We start from the raw sequence: 15,381 nt of genomic DNA, 5'->3' as shown, positions 1-15,381 counted from the left end.
CTGGCCTTATGTTGAGCAGGAGATACCCATGGAATTCTTAATGGACCCCTCAATCTGGGCGGGCCTGTTGACGCTTGTCGTCCTGGAAATTGTTCTTGGTATTGATAACCTGGTCTTTATCGCCATCCTGGCCGATAAGCTTCCCCCTAAACAACGTGACAAAGCGCGACTCATTGGTCTCTCGCTTGCCTTAGTCATGCGTCTGGGGCTGCTGTCGTTGATCTCCTGGATGGTGACGCTCACGCAGCCGTTATTCAGCGTCTGGGATTTCACCTTTTCCGGTCGCGATCTCATTATGCTGTTTGGTGGTATTTTCCTGCTGTTCAAAGCCACCACTGAACTGCATGAAAGGCTGGAAAACCGTCAACTTGAGGGCGGTCAGGGGAAAGGTTATGCCAGTTTCTGGGTAGTGGTCGTTCAGATTGTCATCCTTGATGCGGTGTTCTCTCTTGATGCGGTCATTACCGCCGTCGGTATGGTGAATCATCTGCCGGTCATGATGGCCGCTGTGGTGATTGCTATGGCCGTCATGCTGCTTGCCTCAAAGCCGTTAACCCGCTTCGTGAACCAGCATCCAACGGTAGTTGTGCTCTGCCTGAGCTTCCTGTTGATGATTGGTCTGAGTCTGGTCGCGGAAGGCTTTGGATTCCATATACCAAAAGGTTATCTCTACGCCGCGATAGGCTTCTCTATCGTTATCGAGCTCTTTAACCAGATTGCCCGTCGCAACTTTATTCGCCACCAGTCAGCGGTGCCGCTGCGCGCACGTACCGCTGATGCCATCCTCCGTTTGATGGGGGGCAAGCGCCGCGCGAATCAGCCCCAGGACGCTGAAAGCCCGGCGGCTGTGCCGGTGCCGGAAGGGGCCTTTGCGGAAGAAGAACGTTACATGATCAATGGTGTGCTTACCCTGGCCTCACGCTCACTGCGCAGCATCATGACGCCACGCGGTGAGATAAGCTGGGTGGATGCAAACCTCGGTGTGGACGAGATTCGTCAGCAACTGCTCTCTTCACCGCATAGTCTTTTCCCGGTATGCCGTGGAGAGCTGGATGAGGTAATTGGTATTGTACGTGCCAAAGAGATGCTGGTGGCGCTGGAAGAAGGGGGGGACGTAGGCGCCATTGCGGCCATGTCGCCAGCTATCGTCGTCCCTGAAACCCTGGACCCTATTAAGCTTCTGGCGGTGTTACGTCGCGCACGTGGCAGTTTTGTTATTGTCACCAACGAGTTTGGCGTCGTGCAGGGGCTGGTTACGCCGCTGGATGTGCTGGAAGCTATCGCTGGTGAATTCCCCGATGCAGACGAAACGCCGGAAATCGTCGCTGACGGTGACGGCTGGCTGGTGAAAGGGGCGACGGATCTGCATGCGCTGCAGCATACCCTGCAACTCGATACGCTGGTCAATGAAGAGGAAGACATTGCTACCGTTGCGGGCCTGGTCATTGCGATTAATGGTCAGATCCCACGTACTGGCGACGTACTGGAACTGAAGCCGCTGCAGATAACCGTAGTGGAAGCCAACGATTATCGCGTGGATCTGGTTCGTGTTGTTAAAGAGCAACCGCTGTACGACGAAGAAGAGTAATTCAAAGCGACATAAACGGCGTCATCAGTTTAGTGTGGCGGGCGGGAGGGGGCGACCATCCCGCCAGCCAGCGCGGAAACTCTTTTACCGGCATCGGCTTCGCGTATAAAAAACCCTGCAGGACATGAACTCCCCGCTGGCGCAGATGCGAGGCCTGGCGGAGGTTCTCAACCCCCTCCGCCACCAGTTCAATGTTAAGACGCTGCCCCAACGAAATGATGATATCGGTGACCGTGGCGTTCACCGCATCGGTGCCGATTGCCGTGGTAAAAGACTTGTCGATTTTAAGCACATCCGGGCGTAACCGCTCCAGCCATGAGAGTGAGCTGTTGCCGGTGCCGAAATCATCAATAGCGATTTTTAACCCTTTACGGTGCAGCTCGCGCACCATGCGGTAATCCACATCCTGCAGCGCATCACGTTCGGTGATCTCAATGGTGAGCTGCTGGGTCGGACGGGCGCTGAACCAGTACGTATTTAAATCTTTTAGTAATTCACCATTACGCAAATGGCTCGGTGCCACATTGATGCCAATCTGAAAATGAGTGTCGGCCGGGAACAACCCGATCTGACGCTGCGTTTCAGCCATGACATAGCGGGTAAGGGGAGCGATGAGATGGTGTTCTTCCGCGATGGGGATAAACACTTCCGGTGAAATCCATCCCTGACGGGGGTTATTCCAGCGCAACAGGATCTCCACGCCGACACACCTGTTGGTCCCGGCATCCAGCAGAGGCTGACAAAACAGCTCGAACTCCCGCGCAGCCATGCCAAGATTGATCTCCCATGAAAAACTCATCCGACTCGCGGTGGCAAGCCAGGCAATGTATCCCATCAGCAGACTTAGCATCAGCGCAAGAGGAACCTGAGAGGAGAGATAACGCCATGCCAGCCGCGCCGCACCGGGGCTGACAACAGCAACACTGAACGGGAACCGGTCCGACGCTTTCTGATAACGCTCCTCCCCCTTCAGGGCGGGAAGGGCCCCGACCACCCCCTGCCCATAGACCAGATGCCGCTGTCCGACGCTCAGGCTTGCCCCGCTGATAAGCGGGGAATCAGGCTCAAGAGTAAAGGCTGTGAGCAGATCAATATTAATGACTTCAATAATGCCACTCTGCCCCTCTGGTGTTGTCGGATACCAAAAGATCATCACTGGCGAATTCTTCAGCAACGATTGATCGGTTGAGAGCAGCAGCAAGGGAGTAGGGGAAGGCAGCGCGGGCTGTAGTTGGTTAATTGGCACATCGCGATAACCGAATATGCTTGAGCAATAAAGGATACCGTCTTTAATCAGGGCGACAGAGCGCACGGTCTGCAGGCTGGCAGCTTGTTTACGCAACAAAAAATGGGCACTTGCGCAGGGCTGTCCTACCAGAGGAATAAGATCGCTGCGTCTGAGTTCAAGAGGCAGGAGCAACTTGTCCAGGGTCTGCACGGCATGGGCCGTAAAGGTTGCAATTTTGCGCTCATTTAAATTGCGCTCCAAAATAAATCGCACCGCCAGGGTTGCCAGAAAAACAGCAATAGCGACCAGGGCGCAGACAATGATGCGTTTGCGCCGGTATCCTGAAATGATTTGCTGTGCTGTTTGCATGCCGTGACCGCCTGTGTAGCCACTGGCCTGGAACGATCGCCAGAACAAACAAAGTGTAGTGGGAATTCAGGAAAGAGAAGAGGCGGTGCAGGAAATTAGCCCTTCCGTTGCAGAAGGGCTATGACGACGTATTAGTCGCACTGAACCTTGATGGCAAGGCCGCCGCGCGAGGTTTCGCGGTATTTGGCGTTCATGTCTTTGCCTGTTTCGTACATCGTTTCGATAACTTTATCGAGCGATACGCGCGGAGCGCTGGTACGACGCATCGCCATACGGGACGCATTGATGGCTTTTACCGAGGCTATCGCATTACGTTCAATACAGGGCACCTGTACCTGGCCTGCCACCGGGTCACACGTCAGGCCCAGGTTATGCTCCATACCGATTTCCGCAGCCACGCAGACCTGCTCAGGGCTTGCGCCCAGCAGTTCAGCAAGCCCGGCGGCGGCCATTGAACAGGCAACGCCGACTTCACCCTGACAGCCCACTTCAGCGCCGGAGATAGAGGCATTCATCTTATACAACGCGCCAATGGCACCGGCAGCAAGGAAGTAACGAATATAGATATCCGGGCTTACCGGCTCGATAAAGTGATCGTAATAAGCCAGGACCGCCGGGACTATCCCACATGCGCCGTTAGTCGGCGCGGTAACCACACGCCCGCCAGCAGCGTTCTCTTCGTTCACCGCCAGGGCAAACATATTGACCCAGTCCACAACATTCATGGGGTCATTAGATAATTTATCGCTGGCAACCAACAGTCGACGCAACGCTGAAGCACGACGGGGTACGCGTAACGGCCCCGGCAGCACGCCTTCGGTATTCATACCGCGATCGATACAGGCACGCATTGTAGCCCACACGTGGCCAAAATAGCTTTCAATCTCTTGTTTACTGTGCAGCGCCAGTTCGTTCTGCATGACCATGCCGGACAGAGAAAGGCCGGTCTGCTGGCAGTAAACGAGCATCTCGCTGGCCGACCTGAACGGGTAGGGAACGGTCACGCTGGCAACGGTCTCTTTACCAAAATGCTCCTCATCGACGATAAAACCACCGCCAATGGAGTAGTAGGTTTTACTGTAAATCTCTTTCTCACCGCTCCAGGCATGAATGCTCATGGCATTTTCATGCAGCGGCAGGTTATCGCTGTGAAAACGCATGCCGTCATTGGGTGGAAAATCCACCTCCTGACGACCAGAGGCCAGCAGCAGGCGGCCCCGGTTTTCAACATCGCGAATAAACGCGGGAATGTTGTCGATATCCACGGTAGCAGGTTCATTTCCTGCAAGGCCCATAATAATGGCGATGTCGGTGTGGTGGCCTTTACCCGTTAATGACAGTGAACCGTAGACGTCCACCGCAACGCGGGTTACGCGCTCCAGCAATCCCTTTTCGACCAGGTCATCGACGAACTGTTTCCCGGCCTTCATCGGGCCAACAGTGTGGGAAGAAGAAGGACCAATTCCCACTTTAAACATGTCGAATATACTAATCACATTAACACTCCTGACAGGGTTACCGGGGTTCCGGTAACGATGTAATAACTGCGCATAGTGTAAGAGGGAAGTAATTTCGCGGTTCAACTATTCACATGAATTAAACTAATGGCTGACAGCGATTTTTCTTATGCCGGGCCGCTGAACGCTGTCAGCGATTGATTACAATGACTAAAGTATAGTCAAGGTCTGTCGCCAATCTGCAACGAAAGCTCACGAATAATGCCCGCGGTCATACCCCAGACAAAGTAATGCTGATACCAGGAGAGCCATACCCGATGGGCATTGCCGTGGCGGTGAACATCGAGAGGGTGGTAGCGCCCCAGACGCAACGCTTCTGCCAGTGGCATTTCAAAGACGGAGGCCACCTCATCCTCGCTGGCGTGATAAGGCAAATCGGGCGGGATGATGCCCACAACCGGGGTGACACGAAAACCGGTCACGCTGTCGACGGCAGGCAACACACCTATTACTTCAACAGCGTCGGGGGGGATTGCCACCTCTTCCTGCGCCTCCCGTAACGCCGCAGCAATCAGTGAAGCGTCGGTATCGTCCACTGCACCGCCAGGAAAAGCAACCTGACCGGCATGTTTACGTAGCCGCGCGGAGCGCTGCGTAAGCAAAAGACCAGGCTGTTCGCGACGAACGACGGGCACCAGAACGGCCGCCTGTCGCGTATTGGCAATAACAGGGTTCATCTGCGGACGTAAAAGCTGAAAACGGGATAAGAAATCCTCCAGCGTCAGAGCAGGCTGCGTCATCTTCTCATTTCTCCAGTTGCTGCAATATGCGGTTAACCTTATCAAAAGTCTCCTGATATTCCGCCTCCTCATTACTGTCGGCCACAATGCCGCCCCCCGCTGAACAGTAGAGCTGACCCTGCCATGCCGTTAAGGTTCGGATGGTTATGCTGGTATCCATCGTGCCGCAGAAACTGAGGTAGCCAATGCTGCCGCACCACGCGTTACGCCGTTGTGGCTCCAGCGCGTCAATGATTTCCATGGCCCGAATTTTTGGCGCACCGGTAATCGAGCCGCCCGGAAAGGCCGCACGCAGGAGATCGCTGGCATGCTTTTCTGGCGGCAGCGTCGCGGTAATGGTGCTGACAAGGTGGTGTACCGCCGGGAAAGGCTCGACCACAAAAAGTTCCGGGACGCGAACGCTACCCGGCACGGCCACACGACCAATATCGTTCCGCATTAAATCTACAATCATCAGGTTTTCAGCGCGGTCTTTTGGCGACCCTGCCAGTTTTTGCGCCTGCTGGATATCTGCCTGCGGATCGTTCAGACGAGGCAGTGTGCCCTTAATCGGCCGGGTCTGGATGCGGTCACCGGATATCTGAATAAACCGTTCAGGTGAAAGGCTTAAAATCGCGCCATCATCAAGACGGATAAAGGCGCTGAACGGCGCGCGATTTGAGTGATTAAGGCGCACAAATGCCTGCCACTCATCTCCTTCATAGCGCGCCTGAAAGCGTTGAGCAAGATTGACCTGATAGCAGTCGCCGCTTCGTATCCATGCCTGAATCTGGCGGAATTTCTCTGCGTAGGTTTGGCTATCCATATTTGACTGCCAGGGGGAGGTTAAGCGAAAAGGTTGCGACGCGACGGCAGACTGCTGCATAAGCCAGGCGTAGCGTGCCTCAACATCCTGATAGCTCAGCAGCGTGACCTGCTGCAGGTGGTGGTCAACAATGATTGCCCAGTCGTATATGCCTACTGCCATATCAGGCAGCGTGATGTCGCGTTCCGCCTGAGCGGGTAAGGTCTCAAAGCGACGCCCCAGATCGTAACCAAACAGCCCCAATGCGCCGCCCTGAAAAGGCAGTCCCTCGCAAAGGTCGGGCTTAAAGGGTGCTGCCTCCAGACTGCGGCAAAGCAGGGTCAGCGGATCCTCGGTGGATGTATGACTCCCGTTGCTATCGTGAATATGTGTGGTTTGCCCTGAGGTCACAAGCGTTGAGAGCGGGTCTGCCACCAGAATATCGTAACGGTTATAGGTATGCTCCGCGTGCCCTGAATGCAGCAGCATGGCCCAGGGTAAATGCTGGAAGGAAGAAAAATAGTATTCGGCAGCATCAGACTGCCAGGGTAGTGCCATAATGGCAGGTGTTGTTGAGTTCATTGTTCCTGGCTCTTAACGCCAGCGCTGGCGCATAGCCACGGCGCATGAAATAATTAGCGCCAATAATTTAGCAGGAGTTACCCATGTTTGCAGGTTTACCTTCCCTTAGTCATGAACAGCAGCAAAAAGCCGTTGAGCGCATCCATGAGCTGATGTCGCAGGGCATGAGCAGCGGGCAGGCTATCACTCAGGTAGCTAATGAATTACGCGCCAGCCACAAAGGGGAACGCATCGTGGCGCGTTTTGAGGACGAAGACGAAGACGAGTAACCGCCGGAACATGGAGGCAGAAAATGGAAAATAACATGCCGGAGAAGATACCTGATGCAATTCTGGCATTTATCACCGCGGCAGTGACGCCAGGCGACATACTGCTTCCCTTTCACTACCCTCAGCCAGCGCAATGGCATGCATGGCATAGCGGTTACCGCTGGCACGGCATTACCGGGGAAAATCTTGTCGCGAAGACTCCCGGTATGTGGCAGCCTGGCTGGTATCTGATTGCGCTTAACGGGCTGGACGATCCTTTTTTTATCAATCTTGACGAGGCCGCGCAGGGCTATCCGGTCTATTACGCGGCGCACGGTGCGGGTAGCTGGCAGGCAGAACGCATCGCCCCCAACCTGGACGCCTTTCACACCCTGCTTGCGCAACTGCATCATGCTGACGAGGCGACCGCACTGGCGTTACTGGACGCTCATACTGAACCTGAGAGCCGCTTCTGGGGCGAACTTCGGGAAACGTGGCTGTCAGAGGAGAATGAAGAAGATAGCGATACTCGCGTCGATCCCCTGGACTGGCAGGCGGGACGCCTTCTTATCACCGGGACGGGGCCGCAGAAGCTTAAGGTGGTTCACGTCCTCAGAAAAGCGCTTAATCTGCCGCTTGCCGGTGCGTTAGGGTTCGTCGCCAGCCTGCCCGTATGTGTGGGCGAGGACTATCGACTGCGCTTGCGCCCCCTGGAGCGGGCGCTACAGGACACCGGCGCGACCCTCATCTTTGAGCCCATCGGCCCGGCGCTTGAAACGCTGCGACTGAATATCGCGCTCGGCATCGGGGCGCTGATTGCCTGCGTGAAGGCCGGGCAAGGGACCACGCTTGACTACAGCCTCTACTCCATGCGGGAGGGGGCGTTACAGGAGGGGGATGTGCTCTTTGTGGCGGGCGGCGATGACGATGAGGACGCAATGCCTACGGGACGCTACCCTCACTTCGCCTGCATGGGCGAGCATTTTCAGTCTGTCGTGGAACTGGCGATTGCGCAAAAACCCCATGCCAGCGATGCTGAAATCATTCGGGCGCTTAATCATTATCTTGAGCGGGACGACTTCCTGGATATGGAGTAAATTCCGGCGCCGGGTGTGCGCCGGAAGGTGTCTGTCAGACGGCGGCAATAATCTTTATTTCGACTTTATATTTCGGGTTCATCAATCCCGCCTGAACGGTACAGCGTACCGGCGCATGTCCGGCCACGACCCAGGCATCCCAGGCCTTGTTCATTGCGGCAAAATCACTCTTCTCAACCAGAAAAATGGTGACATCCAGAATACGGGTCTTGTCACTGCCCTGTTTAGCCAGCACCGCGTCAATTTGCGCCAGCGTATTGGCCGTCTGCTCGAAAGCGTCGGCATCAAGATTTTCGGGTACGCCAGTGTAGTAAAGCGTTTGATGATGGATTACGGCGTCAGACATTCGGGCATCAGCGTCAATGCGGGTAATGGTCATACTTTTTTCCTCGTGCTTTTTCTTATGAAGGCAGAAGACTGCCACAGACTGGCGTAAAACCCAATGCCCTGACATAATCGCTGGCGATTTATCCAGTGTGGGGGCAGTGTGACGGACGATTTTGCAACAGACGGTCAGTTGGCCAAAGCGATAGCAGGCTTTAAGCCGCGAGAGCCGCAGCGCCAGATGGCCCGGGCGGTTAGTGAGGCTATCGCACGAACGCAACCGCTGGTGGTTGAAGCGGGAACCGGTACCGGGAAAACCTATGCTTACCTGGCCCCTGCGCTGCGTGCAGGTAAAAAGGTGATCATCTCCACCGGCTCCAAAGCCCTGCAGGATCAGCTTTACAGCCGCGACCTGCCAACGGTTGCAAAAGCGCTGGCTTACGCCGGAAGAACGGCATTGTTAAAAGGGCGTTCGAACTATCTCTGCATAGAGCGGCTGGAACAGCAGGTTCTCGCTGGCGGCGACTTGCCCGTGCAGACCTTAAGCGATGTCATTATGCTGCGCTCCTGGTCGAATAATACCGTGGACGGTGATATCAGCACCTGCGCAAGCGTGGCGGAAGATTCAGCCGCCTGGCCACTGGTCACCAGCACCAACGATAACTGCCTGGGTAGCGATTGCCCGATGTATAAAGAGTGCTTTGTGGTCAAAGCACGTAAAAAAGCCATGGATGCGGATGTGGTGGTGGTGAATCATCATCTTTTTCTCGCCGACATGGTGGTCAAAGAGAGTGGTTTCGGCGAACTCATTCCCGAAGCCGATGTGATGATTTTCGATGAAGCGCATCAGCTCCCGGACATTGCCAGCCAGTATTTTGGTCAGTCGCTTTCCAGCCGACAACTGCTCGATCTGGCTAAAGATTTCACCATCGCCTACCGCACGGAGCTTAAAGACACGCAACAGCTGCAGAAATGCGCCGACAGGCTCGCGCAAAGTACCCAGGATTTTCGCCTGCAGCTCGGCGAACCGGGTTATCGCGGTAATCTGCGTGAATTACTGGCAGACGCCCATATCCAGCGCGCCTTGCTGCTGCTCGATGATGCGCTGGAGCTTTGCTACGACGTCGCGAAATTATCCCTGGGCCGTTCTGCTCTCCTCGATGCCGCCTTTGAGCGCGCCACCCTCTACCGGGCCCGACTTAAGCGCTTAAAGGACTATAACCAGACCGGGTACAGCTACTGGTATGAATGCACCTCCCGCCATTTCACCCTCGCGCTGACCCCGCTGTCGGTATCCGATAAATTCCAGGAGGTGATGGCACAAAAGAAAGGCAGCTGGATTTTCACCTCCGCCACGCTCTCGGTAAATGATGATCTTCACCACTTCACCGCGCGTTTAGGCATCAATGACGCGGACTCCTTACTGCTGCCTAGCCCCTTTGATTATGCCAGTCAGGCGCTGCTGTGCGTGCCGCGCAATCTGCCGCAAACCAATCAGCCGGGGGCGGCCCGCCACCTGGCTGCCATGCTGAGGCCGATTATCGAAGCGAATAATGGCCGCTGCTTTATGCTCTGTACCTCCCACGCCATGATGCGTGATCTGGCCGAACAGTTTCGCGCCACCATGACCCTCCCGGTACTGTTACAGGGAGAAACCAGCAAGGGGCAACTCCTCCAGCAGTTCGTCAGCGCCGGGAACGCCTTGCTTGTGGCGACCAGCAGCTTCTGGGAGGGCGTGGATGTGCGCGGCGATGCCCTGTCACTGGTTATCATCGACAAACTGCCCTTTACCTCCCCGGATGACCCTTTGCTCAAGGCCCGTATGGAGGATTGCCGTCTGCGTGGAGGTGATCCCTTCGATGAAGTCCAGCTTCCGGATGCGGTTATCACCCTCAAACAGGGAGTAGGGCGCTTGATTCGTGATGTGGACGATCGCGGTGTGCTGGTGATTTGCGACAACCGTCTGGTCATGCGTCCCTATGGCGCCGTGTTTCTCTCCAGCCTCCCCCCGGCGCCACGTACCCGTGATATTCAGCGCGCCGTGGCATTTCTGGCGGCGGGCGAAGCGGAGTAATTTGCCGGAGACTGTGTTAAGATACGCGCCATTTTGTATTACCGGGACGTCTATTACCCATGCGTATTCTGGCTATTGATACCGCCACTGAAGCGTGCTCCGTTGCCCTGCACGACAACGGAGCAACCTTTGCTCACTTCGAACTTTGCCCTCGCGAACATACACAACGCATCCTGCCGCTGGTCAATGATGTGCTCACGCAAAGCGGGGTGACCTTAACTTCTCTCAATGCACTGGCATTCGGCCGTGGTCCGGGCAGTTTTACCGGCGTTCGTATTGGTATCGGCATCGCCCAGGGGCTGGCACTTGGCGCGGAACTGCCCATGATTGGCGTCTCGACCCTGGCCACGATGGCAGAGGGAGCATGGCGCAAAACCGGCGCTACGCGCGTGCTCGCCGCGATTGATGCCCGCATGGGAGAGGTCTACTGGGCCGAGTATCAGCGTGACGAAAACGGCATCTGGCAGGGCGAAGAGACCGAAGCTGTGCTCAAGCCTGAGGCGGTTGTGTCGCGTCTGGCCGCACTGGAGGGAAGCTGGGCGACGGTCGGGACCGGCTGGAAAGCCTGGCCGGAAATGGGTGCTGTCACTCACCTTACGCTTACCGACGGCCATATCGAACTGCCGACGGCAGAAGATATGCTGCCTATTGCCCAACACCTGCTGGCGCAGGGGCGCACCGTTGCCGTTGAACACTCAGAACCTGTTTATTTGCGAAACGAAGTGGCATGGAAGAAACTTCCCGGCCGTGAATGAATCTCAGTAGTACGAGCTACGTTTCAGGAGTCGCATCATGGCGAATCAAAAAAGGGTTTTGCGCTGGCTGTCCGCAGGTATTGTGGCGCTGGTGCTCAGTGGCTGTGTCTCTGTGCCTGACGCGATCAAAGGAAACAGTCCGACGCCGCAGGAGGATCTGGTCCGTGTGATGAACGCGCCCCAGCTTTATATCGGCCAGGAGTCACGTTTTGGCGGCAAGGTTGTGAAGGTGATTAATCAGAAAGGCAAAACCCGACTGGAGATCGCCGCCGTGCCGCTGGACAGCGGGGCGCGTCCGCGCCTTGGTACGACCTCGTTCGGCCGTATTTATGCTGACGTAAACGGCTTTATCGATCCGGTTGATTTCCAGAATCACCTGGTGACGATAGTAGGGCCGATTACCGGCGTCTACGACGGCCAGGTGGGGGGCGCGCCCTACACGTTTCTGGTGGTAAATGCGCAGGGGTATAAACGCTGGCATATAGCTAAACAGGTGGTGTTGCCTCCGGCGCCGATGGATCCCTGGATGATGGGGCCGCATCCGTGGCGATATGGCTACGGTGGCTGGGGCTGGTATAACCCTGGCCCGGCATACGAGCAAAGCATTGTAACAGAGTAGTTTTCTGTTCTGCCTGGCAAACAAAACAGCGGCTGGTCCGCTGTTTCTTTATTTGAATGTCGATAAGAAAAATAATTAGTGACGCGCTTCGCAACCTTCAGTTTGCACAATTAATAAACTGGTACGCTGAGTTAATATTATGTTAACGACTTGTTTATTTAACGGGGTTGAGATGACGTCAAATATCCATTTTAGAGGTGATGCATTGAAGAAGGTTTGGCTAAACCGTTATCCCGCCGATGTTCCGGCAGAAATCAACCCCGACCGTTATCAATCTCTGGTTGAACTTTTTGAACATGCCACGGCGCGCTATGCGGATCAGCCTGCGTTTGTGAATATGGGGGAGGTCATGACCTTCCGCAAACTGGAAGAGCGTAGCCGGGCCTTCGCCGCCTATCTGCAGCAAAGCCTGGGGCTTAAAAAGGGCGATCGTGTGGCATTGATGATGCCAAACCTTCTGCAATACCCGGTCGCGCTGTTCGGTATTCTGCGGGCTGGTATGGTGGTGGTGAATGTTAACCCGCTCTATACGCCGCGTGAACTGGAGCATCAGCTCAACGACAGTGGCGCTGCCGCGATTGTCATTGTCTCCAACTTTGCTCATACCCTGGAAAAAGTGGTTGATAAGACTCAGGTCCGTCATGTGATTCTGACCCGTATGGGCGATCAGCTTTCTCCTGCCAAAGGCACCCTCGTCAACTTCGTGGTTAAGTACGTTAAACGCCTGGTGCCGAAATACCATCTGCCGGACGCCATCTCCTTTCGTCGTGCTCTGCAAACCGGTTACCGACAGCAGTATATCAAGCCTGATGTGGTCACAGACGACCTGGCCTTTCTGCAATATACCGGCGGTACAACGGGCGTTGCCAAAGGGGCGATGCTGACTCACCGGAACATGCTGGCAAACCTTGAGCAGGTCAATGCGACCTACGGCCCGTTACTGCACCGTGGTACTGAACTGGTGGTAACCGCGCTTCCGCTCTACCATATTTTCGCCCTGACCATGAACTGCCTGCTGTTTATCGAGCTCGGCGGGCAGAACCTTCTCATTACCAACCCGCGCGATATACCGGGCCTCGTCAAAGAACTGGCGAAATACCCCTTTACCGCCATGACCGGGGTTAACACGCTCTTTAATGCGCTGCTGAATAATGAAGAGTTCCGCAAACTGGATTTCTCCACCCTCCATCTTTCTGCCGGCGGCGGAATGCCGGTGCAACAGGCGGTTGCCGAACGTTGGGTAAAACTGACGGGACAGTATTTGCTGGAAGGATATGGATTGACTGAATGTTCCCCGCTGGTGAGCGTGAATCCGCATGATATCGACTACCACAGCGGCAGCATTGGTCTGCCGGTGCCCTCCACCGAAGTAAAACTGGTCGATGACGAGGGCAACGAAGTCATTCACGGCCAGCCAGGAGAGCTTTGCGTAAAAGGGCCTCAGGTGATGCTCGGCTACTGGCAGCGCCCGGATGCCACGGACGAAATCATCAAAGACGGCTGGTTATATACCGGTGATATTGCGGTGATGGATGACGAAGGGTTTATGCGCATCGTCGATCGCAAAAAAGATATGATTCTGGTGTCAGGTTTCAACGTCTATCCGAATGAAATAGAAGACGTCGTAATGCAACATGCCGGAGTGCAGGAGGTGGCTGCCGTTGGGGTGCCTTCCGAAAACAGCGGCGAGATGGTTAAGCTTTTTGTAGTGAAAAAAGAGGCCTCGCTGACCGAAGAGGCGCTGATTGCCTTCTGTCGCCGTCAGCTCACTGGCTATAAGGTGCCGAAAAAAGTGGAGTTTCGCACTGAACTGCCAAAATCCAACGTGGGCAAAATTTTACGACGAGAATTACGTGACGAAGCCCGCGCCAAAGTGGACAATAAAGCCTGAGCTATGCGTTAGTCGCCTGAACGCCGGTTAATCCGGCGTTTTTTATGGGCGCAAACTTAAGAGAAAATGATTTGAATTACCAGATGATCACCACGAACCAGGCGCTGGCGGCGCTATGTGAAACTGCGGGTGCAAAAGATGCTGTCGCCCTCGACACCGAGTTTGTCCGCACCCGTACTTACTACCCGCAGCTTGGATTAATTCAGCTGTTCGACGGTGAACAACTCGCGTTGATCGACCCGCAGGCCATTACCGACTGGGCACCGTTTCGCACACTGCTTGGCGACACCCGCGTAACCAAATTCCTTCATGCCGGCAGTGAGGATCTTGAAGTTTTCCTGAATGCCTTTGGCATGTTGCCGCAACCGATGATTGATACTCAAATCCTCGCGGCATTCTGTGGCCGGGCGCTCTCCTGGGGCTTTGCCTCGATGGTAGAGGAGTTCACCGGGCTTGCCATCGATAAAAGTGAATCCCGCACCGACTGGCTCGCGCGTCCCCTGACCGACCGTCAGTGTGATTACGCCGCCGCCGATGTCTGGTATCTGTTGCCGATTGCACACAAGCTTATGGCGGAAACGGCGCAGGCAGGCTGGCAGGAGGCCGCGCTTGACGAGTGCCGTCTGATGATGCAACGCCGCCAGGAGATCCTTGCGCCGGAAGACGCCTGGCGTGATATCAGTAACGCGTGGCAGCTGCGTACGCGACAGCTGGGGTGCCTGAAATTGCTGGCGGACTGGCGTCTGCGTAAGGCGCGGGAACGCGATCTTGCGGTGAACTTTGTAGTGCGCGAAGAGAATCTCTGGGCAGTCGCACGCTACATGCCAGGCAGCATGGGTGAGCTGGATAGCATAGGGCTGTCAGGCAGTGAAATCCGTTTTCATGGTAAAACCCTGTTAGCACTGGTAGCGCAGGCGCAGGCCCTGCCGGATGCCGACTTGCCTGAACCGCTATTAAATCTTGTTGATATGCCCGGCTACCGTAAAGCGTTTAAAGACATTAAAGCGCTGGTGCAAAAAGTCAGCGAAACCTCAGGTCTCAGTGCGGAATTACTGGCGTCACGTCGGCAGATTAATCAGTTACTGAACTGGCACTGGCAGTTAAAAACGACCACCACGCTGCCGGAATTAATCAGTGGCTGGCGTGCAGAATTGATGGCCGATCAACTTAAAAAAGTATTAGCAGATTATCCCCGGTAATCCCTGTAAATAAATACAGGCTTTTTACATGCGGCAATAAAAAAAGGCAGAGGATATCTGCCTTTTTATTTACCTCTGACAACTGTCGTTGCCAAAAAGTTATTTTGTCTCTTCCGGTTCCGGAAGGGTGACGTTTAGTTCCAGAATGGAAATATCATCACCTTTTTGCTCGAGCTGAACGGTGACCATTTCAGGATCAATTTGCACGTATTTGCAAATCACTTCCAGAATATCGCGTTTCAACTGCGGCAAATAATGTGGTTCTGCATCGCTCCGGCGACGTTCAGCAACAATAATTTGCAGTCGCTCTTTCGCGATGTTGGCGGTGTTCTTTTTTCGTGAGAGAAAAAAGTCGAGTAATGCCAT

Annotated in this window: 14 protein-coding genes; 8 read left to right on the top strand and 6 right to left on the bottom strand. The window is 55.0% G+C overall.

Features of this window, described 5'->3' with window-relative positions; genetic code table 11:
* The first annotated feature begins 28 nt into the window (after positions 1-28).
* Positions 29-1,588 (top strand): CNNM family cation transport protein YoaE, encoded by a 1,560-nt coding sequence (gene yoaE, locus M1D91_RS13255; RefSeq protein WP_437431584.1) that lies wholly within the window; start codon positions 29-31, stop codon positions 1,586-1,588.
* Between the two features lies 1 nt (position 1,589).
* Here yoaE and M1D91_RS13250 read toward each other — a convergent pair whose 3' ends face one another.
* The 4 genes from M1D91_RS13250 to pabB form a co-directional block, all read right to left on the bottom strand.
* A complete protein-coding gene (locus M1D91_RS13250; protein WP_437431583.1) occupies positions 1,590-3,185 on the bottom strand; it encodes an EAL domain-containing protein in 1,596 nt (531 codons plus the stop codon).
* 131 nt (positions 3,186-3,316) lie between these two features.
* Positions 3,317-4,681: an L-serine ammonia-lyase gene (gene sdaA, locus M1D91_RS13245; RefSeq protein ID WP_437431582.1), complete on the bottom strand. Its 1,365-nt coding sequence runs from the start codon at positions 4,679-4,681 to the stop codon at positions 3,317-3,319.
* A 182-nt stretch (positions 4,682-4,863) separates the two neighbouring features.
* Complete coding sequence (locus tag M1D91_RS13240) at positions 4,864-5,442, bottom strand: CoA pyrophosphatase (RefSeq protein ID WP_437431581.1); 579 nt, start codon at positions 5,440-5,442, stop codon at positions 4,864-4,866.
* A gap of 4 nt (positions 5,443-5,446) precedes the next feature.
* Positions 5,447-6,808 (bottom strand): aminodeoxychorismate synthase component 1, encoded by a 1,362-nt coding sequence (gene pabB, locus M1D91_RS13235; protein ID WP_437431580.1) that lies wholly within the window; start codon positions 6,806-6,808, stop codon positions 5,447-5,449.
* An 83-nt stretch (positions 6,809-6,891) separates the two neighbouring features.
* Between pabB and M1D91_RS13230 the strand changes: the two genes are divergently transcribed.
* A complete protein-coding gene (locus tag M1D91_RS13230; RefSeq protein ID WP_437431579.1) occupies positions 6,892-7,077 on the top strand; it encodes a YoaH family protein in 186 nt (61 codons plus the stop codon).
* A 23-nt stretch (positions 7,078-7,100) separates the two neighbouring features.
* Positions 7,101-8,153, top strand: coding sequence for an SMI1/KNR4 family protein (locus M1D91_RS13225; protein ID WP_437431578.1), 1,053 nt, complete (start codon positions 7,101-7,103; stop codon positions 8,151-8,153).
* Between the two features lie 34 nt (positions 8,154-8,187).
* On the opposite strand, the gene M1D91_RS13220 is transcribed toward M1D91_RS13225, so the two are convergent.
* Positions 8,188-8,532, bottom strand: a complete 345-nt coding sequence (locus M1D91_RS13220; RefSeq protein WP_437431577.1) for a RidA family protein — start codon at positions 8,530-8,532, stop codon at positions 8,188-8,190.
* Positions 8,533-8,640: 108 nt separating this feature from the next.
* On the opposite strand from M1D91_RS13220, the gene M1D91_RS13215 reads away from it, so the two are divergent.
* From M1D91_RS13215 to rnd, 5 genes are all read left to right on the top strand, one after another.
* A complete protein-coding gene (locus M1D91_RS13215) occupies positions 8,641-10,551 on the top strand; it encodes an ATP-dependent DNA helicase (protein WP_437431576.1) in 1,911 nt (636 codons plus the stop codon).
* 59 nt (positions 10,552-10,610) lie between these two features.
* Positions 10,611-11,306: a tRNA (adenosine(37)-N6)-threonylcarbamoyltransferase complex dimerization subunit type 1 TsaB gene (gene tsaB, locus M1D91_RS13210; protein ID WP_437431575.1), complete on the top strand. Its 696-nt coding sequence runs from the start codon at positions 10,611-10,613 to the stop codon at positions 11,304-11,306.
* 37 nt (positions 11,307-11,343) lie between these two features.
* Positions 11,344-11,925: a Slp family lipoprotein gene (locus M1D91_RS13205; protein WP_437431574.1), complete on the top strand. Its 582-nt coding sequence runs from the start codon at positions 11,344-11,346 to the stop codon at positions 11,923-11,925.
* 205 nt (positions 11,926-12,130) lie between these two features.
* Positions 12,131-13,816, top strand: a complete 1,686-nt coding sequence (gene fadD, locus M1D91_RS13200; RefSeq protein WP_437431573.1) for a long-chain-fatty-acid--CoA ligase FadD — start codon at positions 12,131-12,133, stop codon at positions 13,814-13,816.
* A gap of 71 nt (positions 13,817-13,887) precedes the next feature.
* Entirely contained in the window at positions 13,888-15,015 is a 1,128-nt protein-coding gene (gene rnd, locus M1D91_RS13195; RefSeq protein WP_437431662.1) for a ribonuclease D, read from the top strand.
* A 99-nt stretch (positions 15,016-15,114) separates the two neighbouring features.
* Here rnd and minE read toward each other — a convergent pair whose 3' ends face one another.
* The gene (gene minE / locus M1D91_RS13190) at positions 15,115-15,381 is read right to left on the bottom strand and encodes a cell division topological specificity factor MinE (RefSeq protein ID WP_437431572.1); all 267 of its coding nucleotides are present in this window, start codon (positions 15,379-15,381) and stop codon (positions 15,115-15,117) included.

It is taken from the genome of Enterobacter sp. SA197, assembly GCF_054131575.1.
This window is presented reverse-complemented; position numbering and strand designations above follow the sequence as displayed.